Source organism: Marinobacter bohaiensis (assembly GCF_003258515.1).
Classification (GTDB): Bacteria; Pseudomonadota; Gammaproteobacteria; order Pseudomonadales; family Oleiphilaceae; genus Marinobacter_A; species Marinobacter_A bohaiensis.
In genome coordinates, this window is sequence record NZ_QGEH01000002.1 from 123,270 (window position 1) to 142,838 (window position 19,569).

General features: G+C 65.7%; 19 protein-coding genes. 7 read left to right on the forward strand and 12 right to left on the reverse strand.

Features of this window, described 5'->3' with window-relative positions:
- Positions 1-278: 278 nt before the first annotated feature.
- A complete protein-coding gene (locus DKK67_RS13315) occupies positions 279-941 on the reverse strand; it encodes a class I SAM-dependent methyltransferase (RefSeq protein ID WP_111496991.1) in 663 nt (220 codons plus the stop codon).
- 110 nt (positions 942-1,051) lie between these two features.
- On the opposite strand from DKK67_RS13315, the gene mnmH reads away from it, so the two are divergent.
- The 5 genes from mnmH (at position 1,052) to DKK67_RS13340 (ending at position 5,666) form a co-directional block, all read left to right on the forward strand.
- Positions 1,052-2,155 (forward strand): tRNA 2-selenouridine(34) synthase MnmH, encoded by a 1,104-nt coding sequence (mnmH, locus tag DKK67_RS13320; protein ID WP_111496992.1) that lies wholly within the window; start codon positions 1,052-1,054, stop codon positions 2,153-2,155.
- A 207-nt stretch (positions 2,156-2,362) separates the two neighbouring features.
- Positions 2,363-3,202, forward strand: coding sequence for a mechanosensitive ion channel family protein (locus tag DKK67_RS13325; protein ID WP_111496993.1), 840 nt, complete (start codon positions 2,363-2,365; stop codon positions 3,200-3,202).
- Positions 3,203-3,369: 167 nt separating this feature from the next.
- On the forward strand, positions 3,370-3,876 hold the full coding sequence (locus DKK67_RS13330; protein ID WP_111496994.1) for an aminoacyl-tRNA deacylase: 507 nt from the start codon (positions 3,370-3,372) through the stop codon (positions 3,874-3,876).
- A 93-nt stretch (positions 3,877-3,969) separates the two neighbouring features.
- A complete protein-coding gene (locus tag DKK67_RS13335; protein WP_111496995.1) occupies positions 3,970-5,256 on the forward strand; it encodes an FAD-dependent monooxygenase in 1,287 nt (428 codons plus the stop codon).
- Positions 5,257-5,300: 44 nt separating this feature from the next.
- Positions 5,301-5,666, forward strand: a complete 366-nt coding sequence (locus DKK67_RS13340) for a histidine triad nucleotide-binding protein (RefSeq protein WP_111496996.1) — start codon at positions 5,301-5,303, stop codon at positions 5,664-5,666.
- A 54-nt stretch (positions 5,667-5,720) separates the two neighbouring features.
- On the opposite strand, the gene DKK67_RS13345 is transcribed toward DKK67_RS13340, so the two are convergent.
- The gene (locus DKK67_RS13345; RefSeq protein WP_228160632.1) at positions 5,721-6,146 is read right to left on the reverse strand and encodes a GFA family protein; all 426 of its coding nucleotides are present in this window, start codon (positions 6,144-6,146) and stop codon (positions 5,721-5,723) included.
- A 360-nt stretch (positions 6,147-6,506) separates the two neighbouring features.
- On the opposite strand from DKK67_RS13345, the gene DKK67_RS13350 reads away from it, so the two are divergent.
- On the forward strand, positions 6,507-7,766 hold the full coding sequence (locus DKK67_RS13350; RefSeq protein ID WP_111496997.1) for a maltoporin: 1,260 nt from the start codon (positions 6,507-6,509) through the stop codon (positions 7,764-7,766).
- Between the two features lie 53 nt (positions 7,767-7,819).
- Here the strand turns inward: DKK67_RS13350 and DKK67_RS13355 are convergent, their stop codons facing one another.
- Positions 7,820-8,443 (reverse strand): LysE family translocator, encoded by a 624-nt coding sequence (locus DKK67_RS13355; protein ID WP_111496998.1) that lies wholly within the window; start codon positions 8,441-8,443, stop codon positions 7,820-7,822.
- 35 nt (positions 8,444-8,478) lie between these two features.
- Positions 8,479-9,102 (reverse strand): LysE family translocator, encoded by a 624-nt coding sequence (locus DKK67_RS13360; protein ID WP_111496999.1) that lies wholly within the window; start codon positions 9,100-9,102, stop codon positions 8,479-8,481.
- A gap of 277 nt (positions 9,103-9,379) precedes the next feature.
- On the opposite strand from DKK67_RS13360, the gene DKK67_RS13365 reads away from it, so the two are divergent.
- Positions 9,380-11,236, forward strand: a complete 1,857-nt coding sequence (locus DKK67_RS13365; protein ID WP_111497000.1) for a sensor domain-containing diguanylate cyclase — start codon at positions 9,380-9,382, stop codon at positions 11,234-11,236.
- Positions 11,237-11,311: 75 nt separating this feature from the next.
- On the opposite strand, the gene DKK67_RS21740 is transcribed toward DKK67_RS13365, so the two are convergent.
- The 8 genes from DKK67_RS21740 to DKK67_RS13400 all read right to left on the reverse strand — a co-directional run bounded on the left by DKK67_RS21740 (position 11,312) and on the right by DKK67_RS13400 (position 19,320).
- Positions 11,312-11,983 carry a hypothetical protein gene (locus DKK67_RS21740; RefSeq protein ID WP_204355825.1) on the reverse strand — a complete coding sequence of 224 codons (672 nt, stop codon included), beginning with the start codon at positions 11,981-11,983 and terminating at the stop codon, positions 11,312-11,314.
- A gap of 8 nt (positions 11,984-11,991) precedes the next feature.
- Positions 11,992-12,987, reverse strand: coding sequence for a 5'/3'-nucleotidase SurE (locus tag DKK67_RS13375; protein WP_111497001.1), 996 nt, complete (start codon positions 12,985-12,987; stop codon positions 11,992-11,994).
- A 118-nt stretch (positions 12,988-13,105) separates the two neighbouring features.
- On the reverse strand, positions 13,106-14,305 hold the full coding sequence (locus DKK67_RS13380) for a hypothetical protein (protein WP_111497002.1): 1,200 nt from the start codon (positions 14,303-14,305) through the stop codon (positions 13,106-13,108).
- Positions 14,302-15,144, reverse strand: coding sequence for a hypothetical protein (locus tag DKK67_RS13385; RefSeq protein ID WP_111497003.1), 843 nt, complete (start codon positions 15,142-15,144; stop codon positions 14,302-14,304). Before DKK67_RS13385 ends, DKK67_RS13380 begins: the two co-directional genes overlap by 4 nt.
- A 91-nt stretch (positions 15,145-15,235) precedes the next feature.
- The gene (locus DKK67_RS21745; protein WP_204355826.1) at positions 15,236-15,703 is read right to left on the reverse strand and encodes a DNA-3-methyladenine glycosylase family protein; all 468 of its coding nucleotides are present in this window, start codon (positions 15,701-15,703) and stop codon (positions 15,236-15,238) included.
- 12 nt (positions 15,704-15,715) lie between these two features.
- The gene (locus DKK67_RS21750; protein WP_204355827.1) at positions 15,716-16,147 is read right to left on the reverse strand and encodes an AlkA N-terminal domain-containing protein; all 432 of its coding nucleotides are present in this window, start codon (positions 16,145-16,147) and stop codon (positions 15,716-15,718) included.
- Positions 16,137-17,249 carry a bifunctional DNA-binding transcriptional regulator/O6-methylguanine-DNA methyltransferase Ada gene (ada, locus tag DKK67_RS13395; protein WP_111497004.1) on the reverse strand — a complete coding sequence of 371 codons (1,113 nt, stop codon included), beginning with the start codon at positions 17,247-17,249 and terminating at the stop codon, positions 16,137-16,139. The genes DKK67_RS21750 and ada overlap by 11 nt, the downstream gene beginning before the upstream one ends.
- Before the next feature lie 97 nt (positions 17,250-17,346).
- Positions 17,347-19,320: a methyl-accepting chemotaxis protein gene (locus DKK67_RS13400; RefSeq protein WP_162628837.1), complete on the reverse strand. Its 1,974-nt coding sequence runs from the start codon at positions 19,318-19,320 to the stop codon at positions 17,347-17,349.
- Positions 19,321-19,569 lie beyond the last annotated feature (249 nt).

The following is a 19,569-nucleotide window of genomic DNA, read 5'->3' on the forward strand; positions in this document are numbered from 1 at the left end:
AGGAGCGTGAGGGGAAGCAGGGATTAAACGGATTTCCCGCTTTAGGGACTCGTTTTATCTGGATCGCCGGCTAGGACGCTGGCGCCACGGAGCTGGCAAGGGACTTCAAAACGCGACAGGGTTTGACGCGCGCAGGGACGCGGATACCCGTTCCGACCAAGGGCAACGCAAGTTGCCCTTTTTTTGTGCCCGGTTTTTACTCGCGTGCCCGGCGCTCATCCGGACATACGGTCACGATCACGATCACGATCACGATCACGATCACGGCCGATGATCGATCACTCAGGCCCCGCCCGATAGATACGCACCCGGTTGAACTCCTCGAACTCGTGGAGGTCGGGCCAGGTCCGGCCCTCTCCGACCGTCTGCAGAACGTAGCGGTCGTCCCCCAGATCCTTCACCCGGGAATCCGCCAGCAACACGCTGGGCGCGGCGGCCCGGAATTCGGCCAGTAGCGGCCGGTTTTCCGGGTCGTAGAGCACATCGGCCGCCGTCACCACATCGAATGCACCGACACGGCCGTGCCAGTCGTCGCACAGGGTTACCGCCACGTCGTTCAGGCGGGCGTTGGCCGCCACAGCCGCCAGGGCATCGGCATCGATGTCGCACGCGACCACCTCGCTCGCGCCCGCACGGGCGGCGGCAATCGCCACAACCCCCGAACCGGAACCGAAATCGATCACCCGCCGGCCGGCCACCGTGTCCGGATGATCCAGGAGGTACTGGGCCAGCACCTGACCGCTGGCCCAGCAAAAGGACCAGTAGGCCGGCTCGGCCACCACCGCCTGGGCTTCGTCGTGACTGAGCGGCCCTTCCAGCACCGCCGGATCGAACAGGTATAGAGGCAGCGTCGGGCAGCCGGACGGGGCGGTCCGGGCCACGCGTCCGCGGGCCAGGGTGCGCTGCATGCGCTGGTTGAGCAGGGCGTCGGTTTTGAGCATGCCGCATTCTAGCCCGCCGCGAGCGGCCCGGCCACAACGGGGACTGAAGCCGGCGCGGCCTTTCGTTATACTCCAGACACACTTCGCAATCGCCGCAGACCGACAACCCTATGGCCCGCCCCGACACCCAGGATTACCTCGACATCTTCCTCAACGACATCCCGCTGATGGACGTCCGCGCCCCCGTGGAATTCCACAAGGGCTCGTTCCCCCAGGCCATCAACGCGCCGCTGATGAACGACGACGAGCGCCATCGGGTCGGCATCCGCTACAAGGAACAGGGCCAGCAGGCGGCCATCGAGCTGGGCCACCAGTTGGTGCGCGACGACATCAAGCAGCAACGCGTGGAAGACTGGGTCCGCTTCACCCGACAGCATCCGCAAGGCTACCTGTTCTGCTTCCGCGGCGGCCTGCGCTCGCAGCTCACCCAGCGCTGGATTCACGAGGCGGGCATCGACTTCCCGTTGGTCAAGGGCGGCTACAAGGCACTGCGCCGTTTCCTGATCGACACCCAGGAGCAGCTCCTGGAAGGCGGTCTGCCGCTGCACATCATCAGCGGCCGCACCGGCACCGGCAAGACACGCGTGCTTCTGGAAACCCCCAACCCGGTGGACCTGGAAGGCATGGCCGAACACCGGGGGTCCAGCTTCGGCCGCACCCTGACGCCACAGCCCGGCCAGATCGATTTCGAGAACCGCGTGGCCATCGCGCTGCTCAAAGCCCACCACAAGGTGGGCGGGCCGATCTACCTGGAAGACGAAAGCCGCCTGATCGGCCGCTGCGCCCTGCCCCACAACCTGCGCGAGCGCATGTCCGAGGCGCCGTTGCTGGTACTGGAGCGCCCGTTGGACGAGCGCACGGAGATCATCCGCCAGGACTATGTCACCGACATGCTGGCCGGCTTCGTCGCCCGGGACGGCGAAGACGCCGGCTGGTTCAACTTCCGCGACTTCCTGCTCAGCGCCCTGGACCGCATCCGCAAGCGCCTGGGGGGCGAACGCCACCAGCGCCTGCGCCAGATCATGATCGACGCCCTGGACCAACAGCAGGCCCACGGTGATCCGGGCGGTCACGACGAATGGATCCAGGTGCTGCTGCGGGACTACTACGACCCCATGTACGATTACCAGCTGAGTCACAAGTCCGGCCGTATCGCTGTGCGTGGGTGCGTGGACACCCTCCTGGAGTGGACCTATCGCCAGACGGCAGCCTGATAGACTGACTATATTCATCCAATCCCGCTAACGAACGTACCTCTGGTCGGCTGTCGTCGGCAGGACGATTTTTGCCAGCCGTCTTAGCGGTTTGCCATATTTCTGCTATAAAAACCCGGGTAATCCCAGTCGTTGCGGCGATCAGTGCGCCGCCCCGCACCGGCCCCGGTCGACATCCTGGATTCAAGAACGCAACAAGGAGTTCACATGGAAAACCTCTTCTCCGGCGACGGACAGCTCGCTGAACTGGCCCAGATGGCCTATGGCATGGTGATGGCCTATGCGCCCAAGGTGCTGCTGGCGATTGTGACGCTGATTATCGGCCTCTGGCTGATCAACCGCTTTGTCGGCGTCCTCGACAAGAAGCTGGGCGCCAAGGACCCGACCCTCAACAAGTTCCTGTGCGGCCTGATCAGTGCCATCCTCAAGATCATGCTGATCATCTCCGCCGCGTCGATGATCGGCATCGCCACCACCTCGTTCATCGCCGTGGTCGGTGCCGCCGGCCTGGCCATCGGTCTGGCCCTGCAGGGGAGCCTGGCCAACTTCGCCGGCGGTGTACTGATCCTGATTTTCAAGCCGTTCAAAGTGGGCGACGTGATCGAGGCCCAGGGCTTCTTCGGCAGCGTGGTGGAAATCCAGATCCTCTACACCATCATCAACACCTTCGATAACCGCCGCATCATCATTCCCAACGGCGACCTGTCCAACTCCAGCCTGATCAACGTCAACGCCTACGAGCGCCGTCGTGCCGACATGGTGTTCGGCATTGGCTACGGCGACGACATCGACAAGGCCAAGGCCATCCTCAAACGCCTGGTGGAAGCCGACGAGCGCGCCTACATGGACCCGGCTCCGGCCATCTTCGTGGGTGGCCTGGGCGACAGTTCGGTGGACATCAATGTCCGCGTCTGGACCGACACGCCCAACGTCTGGCCGCTGATCTGGGATATGCAGGAAAAGGTCAAGAAAGCGTTCGACGCCGAAGGCGTCACCATTCCGTTCCCGCAGCGCGACGTGCACCTTCACGAGGTGAAAGCCGGCTGATACCTGTCGATCCGGTCGCCCCGGCCGGATCGCTTTTCCTCCCGTCTCCTCTCTCGCCGGTTCAACTTCTTCGCACCCTGAACTATGCTTGCCAGTGACAACAGGTGGCGCCTGGCCGGTCAACGGTGAGGGCGTTCGTGCTGACGTTGCTGGTTGGAGGTCGTCCCATGCCGGTTCAGCAATTGAAGGAATTTCTCGAAGCGAAGGCGGTGCCGTATGACTGCCTCACCCACCCCGCCGCTTTCTCGGCCCAGGAACTGGCACACCACGCGCATGTGTCCGGTGACGACGTGGTCAAGACAGTCATTATCGAACTCGACGGCAAGATGGCCATGCTGGTCATGCCCGCCACCTGGCGGGTGCGTTGGGACCGCCTGTCCCACGTGCTGGACACAGACTTCGTTCAGCTCGCCGACGAGGACGAGTTCAAGGATCGCTTTGCCCACTGCGAGGTGGGCGCCATGCCGCCCTTCGGCAACCTGTACGGGATGTCGGTCTATTGCAGCGAGGCGCTGACCGGCCAGGCCAACCTGGTGTTCGCCGCCGGCAGTCACTCCGAATCGATCCGTCTGGCCACCGAGGATTTCCTGCGGCTGGTCAGTCCCATGGTCATCAACGAGGGTTTCCGGCGCCCGGACTCGCCGCGTCCAGCCTGGTTGCGCAAGGTTTCCTGAGGCGACACCCGCGCCGGTCGGGCGATCGCAACAGCGGTTTGCGGTGCCTGCGAACGGCCTCTAATATGGGGCCATTCGATTCAGGAAGCGGATATGACGCAGACTTTCGACGTGATCATCGTCGGCGCCGGCATGGTGGGCGCCGCCCTGGCCAATGGTCTGGGCCGGGCCGGTTTGACGGTGGCCCTGCTGGACCGCCAGACACCTCCGGCCTTCCATGCCGACGAGACACCGGACCTGCGGGTCTCGGCCCTCAGCGCCGGCAGTGAAGCCTACCTGGAACGGCTCGGCGCCTGGTCGCGGATCCATGCCATGCGCCTGACGCCCTACGCGCGCCTCTCGGTATGGGACGCCACCGAACACCCGTTGAGCCGCCTGCTGCCGCCCGGCCGTTTGCGCACCACCTTCGACGCCGCGCCGCTGGGCCGGAATCACCTGGGCCATATCGTCGAGAACCGCGTAACCCAGGCAGCCCTCTGGGATCAGGCTGGCAGCACGAATACCATCACCCGGCTGACCCCGGTCGATATCGACTCCGTCAGCGAAAGCGGGGAAGGCGTTCACCTGCACCTGGCCGACGGGACCCAACTGCAGGGCCAGCTTCTGGTGGGCGCCGACGGCGCCCAGTCTGCCATCCGCCAGATGGCCGGCATCGGCGTCACCCGCGACCAGTACGGCCAACAGGCCCTGGTGGCCAGTGTGCGCTACGCCGGCGCCCCACAGGACATCACCTGGCAGGCGTTCCATCCCAGCGGGCCGCGTGCGTTCCTGCCGCTGCACGCCGACGGCGATCACAGCTGGGCGTCGCTGGTCTGGTACGACAGTCCAGCGCGCATTGCCGAACTGAGACAACTTCCCGATGACGCGTTCCTGGCCGAAGTCACCCGCGCCTTCCCCGCCGACCTGCCGCCGCTGCAGGCGCTGGCCGGTCGCGGCAGCTTTCCGCTGGCCCGGCAACACGCCAAGACCTACGCCAGCGGCCGCACGGTACTGGTGGGCGATGCGGCCCACACGATCAACCCGCTGGCCGGCCAGGGCGTGAATCTCGGCTTCCAGGACGCCGAAGCCCTGCAACAGCTGCTCGTGGAAGCACGGCGGGCCGGCCTGCCACTCTCCGATACGGCGCTGCTGCAACGCTACGAAGCCCGGCGCCGGCCGGCCAACCAGCGCATGATGCTGGCCATGGACCTGTTCTATCACGCCTTCAGCAACCGGCTGCCGCCGCTGCACCTGGCCCGCAACCTGGGCCTGGCGCTGGCCAATAGCCTGCCGTTCGCCCGGCACCAGGTGGCCCGCTACGCCATGGGCATCGACGACCGGCTGCCCGCGGCCCTGCAACCGCTTATCGACCGGGTCCCGCGCCCGGCCCTGTTACGCTAACCCGGATTCCGAATCAACGGACGAGCCAATCCAGAGGAGCCATCATGGCGGAAACCATTTTCGACAAGATCATCAACCGGGAGATTCCCGCCGACATCGTCTATGAGGACGACATCAGCCTCGCGTTCAGGGACATCAACCCTCAGGCGCCGGTGCACCTGCTGATCATCCCCAAGACGCCCATCGCCACCATCAACGATCTGCAGGACGACCAGAAAGAGCTGGTCGGGCATCTGTTCACCGTGGCCCGGGACCTGGCCAAAGAGATGGGCTTCGACGAGAGCGGCTACCGGGTGGTCATGAACTGCGGGGAGCAGGCGGGACAATCGGTGTTCCACATCCACCTGCACCTGCTGGCAGGCAAGCCGCTGGGCTGGCCGCCGTATACGGACAAGATGAAACAGGTCTGAGCCAGCGCGTCCAGCCTGCGCGAGAGCCGGCGACCCGGACCGGCTCCGTTCCCTTCATTCCGGTAGGCCGTAGCGTTCCAGCACCTCGGCCTCAGTCATCATCGGCGTCTGGTTGGCGAAGTCGTAGTAGCCCGGCTTGGCGTCGATGAAGATCTGACCGCACATCACGAAATTATCCGCGCCGGACTGGAAGAATCCCGCCGGCACCGCATACTCGTTATTGCCCTTGAACTTGTAGAACAGGTGGGTCCCGCAGTGGCGGCAGAAGCCCCGCTCGGCCCAGTCCGACGAGTCGTACACCGTAATCGAGTCCTGCCCGGTCAGCAGGATGTCCTGGCCACAGTGCACCGCCAATAGAGGACTGCCGCCCCAGCGCCGGCACATGCCGCAATGGCAGACCTCCAGCTTGTCGCGGCGCTCGGCGCGAATCGAGACCGCGCCACACAGGCATTGTCCTTCCATCATTTCTGTCGCTTCCATGACCGGCTCCTCCCGTTACTCAACTGACACCGCCAGATCCAACTATAGCCGCTTCTCCATGGGAGAGCCCCAGGATCGGACCCGGTTGCCTCGCCTGGCTGGGCAAATGCGCGTTAAGCGATGAGAATGATCAACATTATTTAGAAATAAATCCTATTTAGTTGGCAATAGCGCTTTAAAACCAACCGATTTATATGTAGTTTTACTAACACCCTGCCATTACGCCGGAGGCATACGCCCCGCGCAACCGGTCAAGGGATGAGGAGCCGGCCGGGACAGGCTCAAGGAGAAACAAGCCCGTTTCCAGGGTATCCCGACGCGCTCCGGGTGAATTCCAAAAACAAAACCAGGACGACAATCATGCGCAACAACAAGAATCCTCTGTTCCGCCGTCAGTCGCTTTCGGCAGCCGTCGCCGCGCTGCTGGTGTCCAGCACCGCTTCCGCCGTCGACTTCCATGGCTATTTCCGTTCCGGTATCGGTTCCACCGTGGGTGGTGGCGACCAGGCCTGCTTCCAGGCTCAGGGCGCCGGCGCCAAGTACCGTCTCGGTAACGAGTGCGAAACCTACGCCGAAGTCCAACTGGGCGACGAAGTCTGGAGCGAGGGTGATACCAGCTTCTACGTCGACTCGATGATCGCCTACGTCACCGACCAGGAAAACGACGGCGAATTCAGCTCCGATGACGACGCCAATATCGGCGTGCGCCAGTTCAACGTGCGCGGCACCAACGTCATCAAGTCGCTGCCCGGCTCCACCCTGTGGATCGGTAAGCGTTACTACAAGCGCCACGACATCCACATCAACGACTTCTACTACTGGGACGTATCCGGCCCTGGCGCCGGCCTGGAAGACATCGATGTGGGCACCGGTAAGCTGCACGTGGCCTGGACCCGCTCCACCAACGACGAGACCGGCACCAATGTGGACGACGATGACGAGGTCACCAACGACATCATCGACGTGCGCTGGACCGACATTCCGGTCAACCCCAACGGCAACCTGGAAGTCGGCTTCGACTACGGCAGCGCCAACCTGACTGACGAACAGGAAGACGCCGGCGTCGAGGACGACCAGAACGGCTACCTGGTCACCGCCGAACACCACCAGACCGAATTCCTGGGTGGTTTCAACAAGTTCACCGTGCAGTACGCCACCGACTCCATGATCGGCGGCCCGGGCAAGGCCAACAGCAGCGCCGTCAATGAGGGCGACATGCTGCGGGTTATTGATCACGGTGTGATCCCGCTGGGCAGCAAGATGGACATGTTCTACGCCGCCATCTATCAGGATGTCAGCCTGGACGACGACACCGGCGCGCGCTGGCTGTCAGCCGGTGTCCGCCCGACCTATTACTGGAGCCAGTTGATGAGCACCGCCGTGGAGGTGGGGCTGGACCAGGTGTCGCCGGAAGCCTCGGGAGAGGACGACTACGACCTGCAGAAGATCACCCTGTCCCAGCAGTGGGAACCGGACGCGACCTTCTTCGCCCGGCCGCAGCTGCGTCTGTTCGCGACCTACGCCCACTGGAGCGACAACTACAACGCCGCCAGCGAGTCCATCGAGGACAGCGAAACCGACGGCCTGACCTTCGGCGCCCAGGCCGAAGTCTGGTGGTAACGCCAGCCTAGGCAACGATGCGGGCGGGCTGCCCCTTCCTCGGTCCGCCCGCATCACACTGGACGCGACGCCGTTTTGCTCCCCAACAACAGCGCTGCCCCAATCAGACACAGACCAGCGATCCGATCCAGCCGGCGTCGGGCCACCCCAGTCAACCGCTGCGCCAGCAAAGCCGCACTGCTGCCATAGAGAGCAAGAAAGGCGGCATCCATGGCCAGGTAAGTCACGCTGAGCAGCAGGAATTGCGGCCAGAACGCCAGCTCCGAGTCGATGAACTGCGGGAACAGCGCGGCGAAGAACAGGATCGCCTTGGGATTGGCGGCCGACGTTACAAACCCCTGCCACCACAGCTGGCGCCCGCTCGCGAAAGCCCCCCGCGTTATGCCGCCGGTTCCGGCCCGGCGAAAGGTACGCACACCCAACCACAACAGATAGGCCACCCCGGCCCATTGCAGGGCCGCAAAAACAGAGCCTGACGCCAGCACCAGCGCACCAACACCCAGCCCGGCCGCCAGCATCTGCAACAGATTGGCGGACAGATCACCCGCCGCGGTCAGCAGCGATCGTCGGAAGCCGTTACCGATGCTGTTCGACAACATCAGCAGCTGGCTCGGCCCAGGCGTACACATCAGCACCAGGACCGTGGCCACATAGACACTCCATGTCTCCAGCGTCATCTTCGAATCCTCCCTGATTCTCGAATGTTATGGCGCTACCGATTCTGCGACGCCAGTAATCCCGCCCCCGCACAGGCCAGTGCTCCGGCGCAGCCGCGGTTGAAAAGACGCTGCCGGAGTGGTTGGGTGAACCAGCTCTGCAGCAGTTTTCCACAGACGCCGTATCCGGCGATGACCAGCCACTCCATCAACAGGAATACCGCACCAAGTACCGCGAACTGAGCCGGCACCGGGGCTGAGGTATCGACAAACTGGGGAAAGAAAGCGGTAAAAATCAGGATGGCCTTGGGGTTGCCGGCAGCGATCAGAAATTCCCGTCGTGCACCGTCCAGCTGCCCCACAGGGCGAGCCGGTTCGGCATCCGGCATTGCGGCCACCTCCGAAGTCCACATCTGGTAGGCCAGCCAGAACAGGTAGAGCGCGCCGGCTACCTTCAGCGCCAGGAAAAACAGTTCCGAGGTATACAGGATCACCGCCAGTCCGTAGGCGGCCAGCGCGATCATCAAGACGAACGCCACCAAGCGCCCCAGCCCGGCCAGCACAGCGTACCGCAGACCGTACCTTTGACCGTGGGTCATCGCCATCAGATTATTGGGGCCGGGAAACGCATTCAGGGCGAAGCACGCGGGGATGAAGAGCCAAAGCGTTGAAAATTCCATGTTCCACTCCCTGGTCGATGGATAAAGGTTGGTTGTGGTCTCTCAGTGGCGCTCGCTCAGCGCCAGGCGGACCAGTGCAGCAAGCTGTATTCAAACATCGCGTCCCTTCCTGTCGGTGATCTCGCGCCGGCACCGCAATGAATAACATTACAAATTATTCACCACTTCATCCAGAATCGTGTAATCTGCTTGGGCGTCCCTGCGCCCATCGTGATCCGGCACCGGACGACGCAACCATGGATCCAGCTTATCAGTTAGCGGATGTCGGTGCCGTTCCATGTCGATCAGCAATCCTTCTCGATCCAGCCTTTTTACTGGCCCGGTATGGTTCGCCAATGCCGCCCTTTATCTGCTGGTTTGCCTGCTGGCCCTGTTGCCGCGATGGAGTACGGCCCAGCCTGTAATCGATGTCACCGACCATGAGAACGGCCGTCAACGCACCGGCCAGGCCGCCATCTGGCACGACCCCGGCGCCCGGGCCACCCTCGACGACGCGCTGACCGCCCTGCGCCAGCAGCGCTTCACGGCCTTGGACAGTGCCGGCTCCACCGGCATGAAACCCGGCGCTTTCTGGTCCCACTTCCGCCTGCGCAACACCACCGATCGTCCCCTGACGCTGAACCTGGAATACGTGGATCACCAGCTCATCGAGCTGACCGCCTTCGCCCGCAGCGACGGCACGCCCTACGTCCCGATCGCCGACCTGTCGATGCACCGGCCATTCAACCAGCGGCCGGTGGTCCACAACCGGTTCGTGGTGCCGGTCGACCTGGCGCCGGGCGAGACCCGCGACCTGCTGCTGCGCCTGAGCTCCGACGAGCTGGGCTTCGTCTTCCCCAGCCTGCGCATCTGGTCGCGGGACAACCTCGTGGCCGCCCATACCACCGAATCCAGCGCCATCGCCTTCCTGTTCGGGGGATTCTTCCTGATGGGCCTGTTCGCCTTCTGCGGCGGCGTGGCCACCGGCGAGCGTACTTTCTTCGCCTACGCGGTCTATTCCCTGTCCAAGATCACCTGCTGGGCGACGATCCTGGGCTACACCCACCAGTACCTGATTCGCGATGATTTCCAGTGGCACTACATGTCCATCAGCGGGGCCGTCACCATTCTATGCGGTCTCACGTTCGCCCGGATTTTCCTCGCCACCCGCGAACACACCCCGCGCCTGGACCGCCTGCTCCAGCTGATGATGGCCAACGCGGGCCTGCTGCTGATCGCCGCGCTGTTCCAGATCAAGGTCCTCGCGCTGGCCACCATCACCCTGGCCCTGTTGCTGTACCCGGTGATGATCCTGGTGGGTCTGGTTCGCTGGCGCCAGGGTTCCCTGGAGGCCGCCATCTTCGCCGTCGCCTGGTCGCTGCTGGTCGTCGGCCTGGTGGTGCAGGCCTGCCGCGACCTGGGGCTGGTGGAACACAACCTGTTCAACTATTACTGGCCGCCGGTGGCGTCCTTCACCGAGATGCTGACCATCATGGCCGCCATGGGCTTCCGGGTGCGGCGACTGCGCCAGGAGAGGCGCCAGTACCGGCGCCAGCTCGAACAGTCCAAGGCCGACCTGGAGGCCCAGGTGCAGGCGCGGACCCGGGAACTGGAAGACGCCATCCAGACCGCTGAGCGTGAGGCTCGCACCGATGCCCTGACCGGCACCCGCAACCGTCGCAGCTTCCTTGGCGACTGCCGACAGGCGATTGAGCTGGCCCGGCGCCAGGGACGCCCGATCAGCCTGCTGATGTTCGACATCGATCACTTCAAAACCATCAACGATACCCACGGTCACTCGCTGGGCGACGAATCCCTGCGCGCGTTTACCCGCGCCATCGTCGAGCAGATCCGGGAGTCCGACGTATTCGGCCGGTTGGGGGGCGAGGAGTTCGGTCTGCTGATCAGCGAACATCCCGACGACGCCCTGGTCACCGCAGAGCGCCTGCGCACGCGCATCGGCCGGATCCGGGTGCTCAACGGCAAGCGCACGATCCGCTTCACCTCCAGCATCGGCGTCGCGCACATGACGCCGGACAGCGACATCGACAGCCTGCTAAAACAGGCCGACCAGGCCCTCTACCAGGCCAAGCGTGACGGGCGTGACAACGTGGTGGGTCTGGACTGGGGCGGCGAGCCGCAGGCGGTCTCCTGACGACCACGGCCACCCCGGCAACGGGAAGATCAACGCAGTGACCCGCCGCGGCTGAAGCCGCCGCGGGTCGTGGGATCAGCGGATCCAGTAACCGGACAGGTCGGACGCCGGCAGGTACACCGCCAGGGCGTCGTCGTCCGTATACAGCGGCTCGGCCTCCAGGTAGCCCCGTGCCAGGCTGCCACCACAGTCATCGCCGGTGATCGCCACCGCCAGCACCTGGCCGTCCAGGGCCGGGCTCACGGTGCCCACGGTTTCGCAGCCGTTCGCCGCCAGGCTGAACTGGCCGTCGCTGGCCAGGGTCAGCGGATACAGGGCGCCGTCGATGCGCAGCTGGTAGTCGCCCGCCAGGTCGGATACCGCCGGGGCGGTGGCGTCGTTGACCGCGTCCAGCCGCACCGACACGCCGTCGATGTCGCAGGTCAGGTGGTCACCGCCGGTGTCGCATTCCGCGCCGGCAAAGCTCACCGCACCGCTGCCGGTGTCGAACGTGCCGCTGTACTCGGTGCGCCGGTCCTGCTCATCCAGCCCGACAAACGTCAGGTTGTCGTTGCCGATCAAAGTCACCGTGGCCAGGTTGGGCTGGCCGTCCGCATCCTGATAGACGCCGCTGTACTGGCCGACGACGCTGTCCAGCGCCACGCTGTCGTCGTCACTGTCGGATCCGCCGCAGGCCGCCAGGGCCAGTGTCGCGCCGAGCATCGTCAGGCCCCGCAGATACGGGAATCGCTTGGTGTCCGTCATCATGGCCCCCATCACTCGCTCAGTGCGTTGAGTTTCTGGGCGGTCAGCGCCACCTTGGCGCGACTGGCCTGCACGTGGGCATCGATGGTGCTGATGGTGACGTAGCCTTCCTGCACCCGTTTGCCTTCGGCATTGGCGCTGTCGTCATCAACCAGTCCGCCCGTGAACGAAATCCCGGACGCGCCCGCATAGGCGGCCCGCGCCTGGGCCAGGGCCTCGGCTTCGGTCAGGGAGCTGTCGGCCGCCATGATGCTGGCTGCCACATAGCTCATCATCAGGTCGTTCTCGGACATATCCTCGACGAACATGGCGTCGTAGCCGCCGGCGTTCCAGGCCACGTCGGTGAAGCGGTAGCCCAGGTGGTTGGCCACGTCGTCCGGCGTATTGACGTTGAGGCCGGTGAACGGCGGCAGCAGCGCCTCGCCGGCGGCGCGGCCGGCGTCCAGTTGGTCGACGATGTCGATGACGATCTGGGCCACGGTCGTCGCCTTGGTGGCGTCCCCGTCGGCCGCGCTCACCGCGATCGCCGGGATGCCCCGCGCGATGCTGATCATGGCGGCGCCGAGGGTGCCGGAGTTGTTGTTCATGTAGCCCAGGTTATTGCCCTCGTTGGGACCGGAAATCACCAGATCCGGCGCTGCGCCCCAGACCGCGGGCGCCACCACGTCCAGCCCGTGCAACACCGCCATCACCGGGGTGCCTTCGGTGAAATCCTCAAAGGCGACGGTTTCATCGGTGTCGCCGACGCAGTATTCCTGCTGGCCGGCCTTGCTGTCGTCCACGGAGACCGGTTTGAGGAAATTCAGGGCACCGCCCTTTCCGCTCTGGCCGGTACACGGCGCCGACATGATCACGTTGTGACCGGCCGCCTGCAGGGCGCTGAACATCGTCTGGATGTTATCGGTCTCCCAACCGTCGTCGTTGGTCAGCAGAATGTTGAGGGCGGACGCCTGCCCGCTGAAAATCAGGGTGCCGGCCAGGGCCAGCGGGGCGAGGGATGTTTTCATGGGTTTACTCCTGTCATTGGGTGAAAAGCAGGAGCAGCTTCGGCCCGGCGCATGTCCGAACCGTGAAAAAGACATCCCAGAACGCTTTTGGATATCTCCGGAACGTGCCGTGAGAGGATCAGGTGACGATTTCTTCCAGGTGCCGCAGCGCCGGCTCGATGGCTGAGGCCGGCAGGGCCAGCCGGTAGCGGGACTGGGCACGGGTGGACACACGCTCACTCTCGAACAGGTAGGGCGCCGCCAGCGACTCGCCGAATCGCTGGATCAGCTCGTCCTTGATGCGATTGCGGTTCTGGTCGAGGGTCTTGGAGCGCAGGCCGTTCTCGCGCAGGTCGTTGATCGCCTTGGCGTGGCCGTCATGGGCGGCCATGAAGTCCGCCAGCCAGCGCCCGGCCGCCCGGTCGGGCCGGTTCGACGGCGGGTTGGCGTACCATCCGTCGCCATCAGAGCCACCCTCGCAGCGCTGACGCGCGTACCAGAGGTAATAGAACAAAGGCGTTCGCGGCAGCGCCACGGCACTGCCGCGCACCCGCACTTCGGCCCGTTCCAGATCAAACGCAAGATGGTCGTCCCGGCGGGCCACGGCCAAGGCCGCTTCGGCATCCCCGGCGTGATGGGTCAACGCCCACAGGAACCAGGCCTGGCGACGTTCGTCCAAGCCCTCCCGGTGCAGCATCAAGGCCAGTGCCAACTGCTCGGGGAAGGGCCACTCAATGCGCTCGCGCAGCCGTTCCAGCAACGCCGACGGATCAGTCTCGCAGCTCGCAAGCGGCGCCACCCAGCGTCGCGCCCGGGAGGCCGACACGCCCTCGCCGCGCAGCGTTTGATACCAGGCCTGCTGAGACCCGGTCAGCGGTGTCGGCAATAGCCGTATCAGGGCAAGCGCCAGCACCGCAAGCACGCCGCCCTGCCCCAGGGCCGCCCACCACGCGGGCTGACAGTTCACTGTAAAGGCCGCATGCAGCGTCGTGTCCTCATGCCGCCAGCGAATGTCGATATCCGCACCCACCGTAGTCTCCCGCGTAGCGGGGCCCAGGGCACTCACCGTCGTCCGGCAGCTCTGGATAGCCGGCCGCAGCCCGCCCTGGACATCCAGCCTGTCCAGGTCCGCCTGCAACTGGCCGGCGATGGTGCCGTAGAGGCTGTCACGGTCATCGCCGTTGACCAGAGCCTGATCCACCGCGCCTGGCAGCGACGCCTGCAGTTGCCCCTCCAGGCTGGCCAGCGCCGACTGCCGCGCCACGACCACCATCAGCAGCGCCAGCCCCCCGGCCAACACCAGCGCGGCGAGACCGGTCCACCACGGACGCGCACTCACAGAACGCACTCCGGGTCCTGGACGCGGAAACCGGGATGGATACGGCGATAGATCGGGGCCATCACCGCCAGCGCCGCCAGCAGATCACAGCGCGCGCCCGGCTCGAGGACGCGGCGGCTGGCGAACCAGGCGCCGGTGGACAGGCCCTCGGCAATCACCAGGCGGCGTTCCGGCGGCACGGCCTGCTCACCGACCCATTTCAGGCCGCTGATGATATCCACGTCGCCGGTGTTGAAGGCCTGATAAAGACTGCGCCGGTCGGCGAAGAAATGCAGCTGCTCCGGCGCCAGTTCGATACCCGCCTGGCGCAACTGTCCCATGGGCTGCTGGAAAGACGACTGACTCTGGCTGTCCTGAATCAGACCCACCCGCTTGTCCGCGAAGTAGTCCGCCGTGAGCCGCGGCTTGTCCGTCCGGCTCAGCCAGTAAACGGAATAGGTGGGCGTCTGCAACAGGCGCTCGTAGTACTGGTCGACGTTGGCCAGCAGCCCCCGCAGCACCCGGTGCCGATTCCACAGCAGGTCGTAACGCTGGTCCGCCAGGTCGCGGGTGTCCAGTAAGGCGCGGGGTTGCCAGGAAATGTCCACACCGCCGAAGCGGTCGGCCAGCCAGCCCGACTGGCACAGGTGATCCGCCAGCGCCGGCGCCAGGTAGTTGGTGGTGGTCAGGATGCGGAAATCCCGCCCGCCCTGTGCGGCGCCGGTGTCACAGCGGTAGTGGTCGTAGGGGCCCAGCGTCGCATTCGCCACGCGCACCTGCCCCAACAGCAGAGCCAGGCCGGTGGCGGCGAGCACGACCAGCGCCACCAGCACACGGTAGACAAGCGGCGATAGAGGCATGAACGGAACCAGATCATTCGGGAAAACGGAATGTTACGGAGGTTAGGTCAATCCTGTGACAGTTCTGTGACACAGCGCGAACACCGGCCAGTCAGTAGCCGGCCGCCGACTGCATGGCCCAGAGGTGGGCCGCCACCAGCGCGCGCCAGGGGGAAAAGTCCGCCAGCCAGTCGCGGGTTTCCTGCTGCGTGGGTTTGTCCTCCCGGCCCAGCAGGGTCTGGAGGTTGCGCCGTACGGCCACGTCGCCGTCGAGGGAGCCGTCCAGCCAGCCGTAGCCGCGCAGCAGAGCGTAGCTGACGGTCCAGGGCCCGATGCCACGCACCGCGTTGAGCCGTTCCTGGATGGTGTCCGCCGGCGTGTCGGACAGCCATTGGTCCAGGGGCAGCTCGCCGCCCAGGATCTGTTCGCTGACCGTCTGCAGGGTGCGGGCCTTGGTGCGCGACAGCCCGGCGCCCCGCAGGGCTTCCGGCGCCGCGCCCGCCACCTGCTCCGGGCCCGGCGGGCACCACAGGCCGCTGCTGTGGCGTAGGCCGAGCGCGCGGATAAAGCGCCGGCGCACGGACACCGCCGCCTAGACGCTGATCTGCTGGCCGGTCACCGCCCAGGCCAGAGCCTCGAACGGGGTGGCGGTCTGGGGCACGCGCAGTCCGGGCTGGCGCGCAATCAGGGGCCCCAGCGCCGGGTGATCGGCCAGCGCGGCGGCAAACTCGGCCACCGGCTGATCGAGGCCGACCATGCGCCGGACCTGCGCGGTCAACCGGTCGCGGCTATCGGGTCGGGGCGCGCCGTCCACGTGCAATGCCGCCCGCATCCGGCCGTCATCGAACGCCAAAGCCAACAGCGCCGGCTGGCCATCCCATATCTGCCCCTTGGCGATACGCGCCCCGTCCACCCGTTCCGCCACCTCTTCAGCGTCGCGGCGATGAAAGGCCAGGATGTCCTCCGCCCGGAAATCCGCCGGCAGGGGCAGGTCGACACTTAACGCGGGCACGTCAGTCGGCATCGTTGTCTCCAGCCTGGGCCGCGGCCTCCCGCTGCAGCAGCGTGCGTTTGCGCTCCAGCCCCCAGCGATAGCCGGACAGCCCGCCGTCGCTGCGCACCACGCGGTGACAGGGGATGGCGCAGGCGATGGCGTTGGCGGCACAGGCCTGGGCCACCGCCCGGAACGAGCGTGGCGCGCCGATGCGACGGGCCACGTCGGTGTAGCTCAAGGTCTGGCCCGCCGGGATCTGGCGCAGCACCTCCCAGACGCGGCGCTGGAAGGCCGTACCCCGAATGTCCAGCGGCAGGTCGAGGCCAGTCCGCGGCTGCTCCACGAACGCCACCACCTGGTCGATGACGGCCTGAAAGCCGGCCTCGGCGGGTCTCAGATCCGCCGCGTCGAAACGCTGCGCGAGGTCCTGCGCCAGCGCGTCCGGATCGTCGCCCAGCAGGATGGCGCAGACGCCGCGGTCACTCTGGGCCACCAGCACGTGACCCAGCGAACAGGGCGCCACGCCGTAGTGAATCTCGACCCCTTCGCCGCCACGGCGGTAGCGGCCCGGGGTCATGCCCAGCACGGCGTCGGACTCGGCGTAGAAACGGCCGCTGGAACCGTAGCCGGCGGCGTAGACGGCGTCGGTGACGCTGGCGCCCTGGCCCAGCGCGTCCTGCAACCGCCCGGCGCGATGAGCGGCGGCGTAGTTACGCGGCGTGATGCCGGTCGCGGCCTTGAAGGTGCGTTGCAGGTGATACGGGCTCCAGCCGACATGGCGCGCCAGCTCGTCCAGGGTGGGCACACCGTCGGCCCCTTCAATGTAACGGCACAGCGCCGCCACTTTACCGGCCCGTTCCCGGTCGGGGGCGGCCTGCTCGGGGCGACAGCGCTTGCAGGGCCGGAAGCCGGCGGCCTCGGCGGCGGCCGGGTCGCTGTGGAAGCTGACGTTCTCGCGCCGGGCCGGACGCGACGGGCAGGTTGGCCGACAATAGACGCCGGTGGTGCGCACGGCGTACACGAACGCACCATCCGCCTCAGGATCCCGCGCCAGCAGCGCCTGCCAGCGCGGATCATCAACCAGCGGCCGGGCATCGCCGGATGGGGTGGAGCGGATGTTGGGGGCAGTCATGGCGCAGGTCTCCTTCGCTGTCTCAATGCTACGCCAAAACTACCCCCCGAACGAGGCGCAAACACTCCGCTCCTTGCGCCCGAATTCAACGCCGGCGTCAGGCCTGCAGACGGAAACCCTGGGCGAGGGTCTGGAGCTCCTGCGCCAGTTCCGCCTGATCGGCCGTCACCTGGGATATCTCCTGCGAACCGGTCAGGGTCAGCCGCGAGGTTTCCCGCACCGACGCCAGGTTGCCGGAGATGTCCCGGGTCACCGACACCTGCTGCTCGGCCGCAGCGGCGATCTGGGTCGCCATGCCGGAAATCCGGTCCACGTCACCGCGAATGTCGGCGAAGGTCCCCTCCAGCGCCTCGGCCTGGTCGGCGCTGGCGTTGGCCAACTGGTGACTGTCCTGCACGGACGCATCGACGGCGTTGGCCACGTCCCGGAAGCCGGCGATCATGCCTTCGATCTCGACGGTGGAGGTGTGGGTCTGCTGGGCCAGGGTGCGCACTTCTTCGGCCACCACGGCGAAACCGCGCCCATGTTGACCGGCCCGGGCCGCTTCGATGGCGGCGTTCAGCGCCAGCAGGTTGGTCTGGTCAGCCACGCCCTTGATCACGTCCACCACCCGGGTGATGGATTCGCTGTTGGTCTGCAGCTGGCGCATGTGTTCGCTGACCTGTTCGATCGACCCCGCCAGCTCGCGGATCCGCGCCACGCTGTCGCGCACCACCTGCTGGCCGGCTTGGTTCTTGGCACTGGCGTCCCGGGCGGCACCGGCCACGTCCTGGGTATTGCGGGAAATGTCCTCAGCGGTGCTCGACATCTCCTCCGCCGCGGTCGCCACCTGTTCCACCAGGGCCTGCTGACTGTTGACCTGGTCGGTGTTCTGGCCGGCGGTGGTACGGGTCTGCTCGGACGCGGCGGCCAACTGCACACTGGCCCGGTCGATCTGTGTCAGGGCGCCGGCGAAGGTGTCCATCAGGCCGTTGAGCGCCTGACCAATGCGCCCCATTTCATCCCGCGTGCAGATACTCGTGCGCAGGCCCAGGTTGCGCTGCTCCATGATCTGGTGGAAGTCCCCCAGCAGGCGCGACACCTGACCGCTGACGCCACGAATGATCAGGACCGTCAGCAAGGCCACGCCCAGGATTACCAAGCCGCCCACGGCCGCAGCCCGATAGAGTTGCGCCTCGGCCACTTCCATCGACGCCGTGGCCTGCACCATCATGTCGCTGACCAGCGTCTGTTTGAAGGCATAGAGCGGATCCACCGCCTGACTGCCGGTCTCGAACCAGTCGAAATTGGTCATGCCGATAAAGCCGAATTCGGAGCCAATCAGTTGGCCGCGCATGGCGTCGTAGGCCTGCACCGCATCGGTCTGATCGATGGCCAGCAGAGCCTGCCGCTCGGCATCGGCCAGGAAATCGCCGGCCAGGGCCATCAGCGTACGCTGACGGGCGTGATCGGCGGCGACCGTCGACACCGCCGCCAGTCCGGCGTTGCCTTGCTGGATGATCGACGCGCCGGCGAGTACACCGCGTCCGGCCCATTCCGAGGCCCGGGTCAGGGCCAGGTAGGCGCCCATCTGCCGGGCCAGCACAGCGTCGTTCGCATCCCGCAGGATCACCGGCAGGCGGTCGATCAGCCGGCTCAGGGTTTCGGTGTAAGCCTGGAAGACCGAATCCACCGTCATCTCCCCGCCACGCACCTGCTGGCGCAGGGTGGCCAGCTGGTCCAACGACCCTGAGAGCTTGGCAAGGCCATCGTCGCCGATTCCGTCGCGGAACGTCACCAGGTGCTCATCGGTGCGGGCCTGCTGACTGTCGAGCCGGTCCACCACCCGGCCATCGCTGCCCTGGGTGGCGATAAACAAGGCGCTGAGTCCGCGTTCTTTCTGCAGCGACTCCACCAGCGGATCCGCCAACCGGACCTGCTGGAAGCGGTCCAGCAAGTGCCGGGTGCCCGCCAGGTTGTCGTAACGGTCACCAATCGTGGTCACGGCGAAATACAGAACCCCCAGCAGGGCGGGCAGGATCAGCAGCAACAGCTTGCTGCGCATGGACAGATTACGAAGCAGATACAACATGGACTCGGGCCTTCGAAAGAACAAACCCGGGGCCTTCAGCAAGAACGGGGCCATGACCGGAGCGAGCGAGCAGACCGCGCCAGAGCCGCTTCCGGGCACCTGCTGTGCGCCGTATCGGTGCGGCGCGCCAGATCATGGTGCCAGGAGCGACACACGGCAACAGAATGCCTTCGCTATGGCGATACATCGACGCACCTTACAGACCTTTAACCGGATCCCCTCGCACCCGCACACAGAATCATTACACTT

Bases quoted from the DNA above. Each gene is read 5' to 3' on its own strand.
- mnmH (WP_111496992.1), top strand. From the start codon at position 1,052: ATGGCCCGCCCCGACACCCAGGATTACCTCGACATCTTCCTCAACGAC.
- ada (WP_111497004.1), bottom strand. From the start codon at position 17,249: ATGACTGCCCCCAACATCCGCTCCACCCCATCCGGCGATGCCCGGCCG.
- DKK67_RS13350 (WP_111496997.1), top strand. From the start codon at position 6,507: ATGCGCAACAACAAGAATCCTCTGTTCCGCCGTCAGTCGCTTTCGGCA.
- DKK67_RS13365 (WP_111497000.1), top strand. From the start codon at position 9,380: ATGTCGATCAGCAATCCTTCTCGATCCAGCCTTTTTACTGGCCCGGTA.
- DKK67_RS13340 (WP_111496996.1), top strand. From the start codon at position 5,301: ATGGCGGAAACCATTTTCGACAAGATCATCAACCGGGAGATTCCCGCC.
- DKK67_RS13335 (WP_111496995.1), top strand. From the start codon at position 3,970: ATGACGCAGACTTTCGACGTGATCATCGTCGGCGCCGGCATGGTGGGC.
- DKK67_RS13315 (WP_111496991.1), bottom strand. From the start codon at position 941: ATGCTCAAAACCGACGCCCTGCTCAACCAGCGCATGCAGCGCACCCTG.
- DKK67_RS13325 (WP_111496993.1), top strand. From the start codon at position 2,363: ATGGAAAACCTCTTCTCCGGCGACGGACAGCTCGCTGAACTGGCCCAG.
- DKK67_RS13360 (WP_111496999.1), bottom strand. From the start codon at position 9,102: ATGGAATTTTCAACGCTTTGGCTCTTCATCCCCGCGTGCTTCGCCCTG.
- DKK67_RS13345 (WP_228160632.1), bottom strand. From the start codon at position 6,146: ATGGAAGCGACAGAAATGATGGAAGGACAATGCCTGTGTGGCGCGGTC.
- DKK67_RS13330 (WP_111496994.1), top strand. From the start codon at position 3,370: ATGCCGGTTCAGCAATTGAAGGAATTTCTCGAAGCGAAGGCGGTGCCG.
- DKK67_RS21740 (WP_204355825.1), bottom strand. From the start codon at position 11,983: ATGATGACGGACACCAAGCGATTCCCGTATCTGCGGGGCCTGACGATG.
- DKK67_RS13375 (WP_111497001.1), bottom strand. From the start codon at position 12,987: ATGAAAACATCCCTCGCCCCGCTGGCCCTGGCCGGCACCCTGATTTTC.
- DKK67_RS13385 (WP_111497003.1), bottom strand. From the start codon at position 15,144: ATGCCTCTATCGCCGCTTGTCTACCGTGTGCTGGTGGCGCTGGTCGTG.
- DKK67_RS21750 (WP_204355827.1), bottom strand. From the start codon at position 16,147: ATGCCGACTGACGTGCCCGCGTTAAGTGTCGACCTGCCCCTGCCGGCG.
- DKK67_RS13355 (WP_111496998.1), bottom strand. From the start codon at position 8,443: ATGACGCTGGAGACATGGAGTGTCTATGTGGCCACGGTCCTGGTGCTG.
- DKK67_RS13400 (WP_162628837.1), bottom strand. From the start codon at position 19,320: ATGTTGTATCTGCTTCGTAATCTGTCCATGCGCAGCAAGCTGTTGCTG.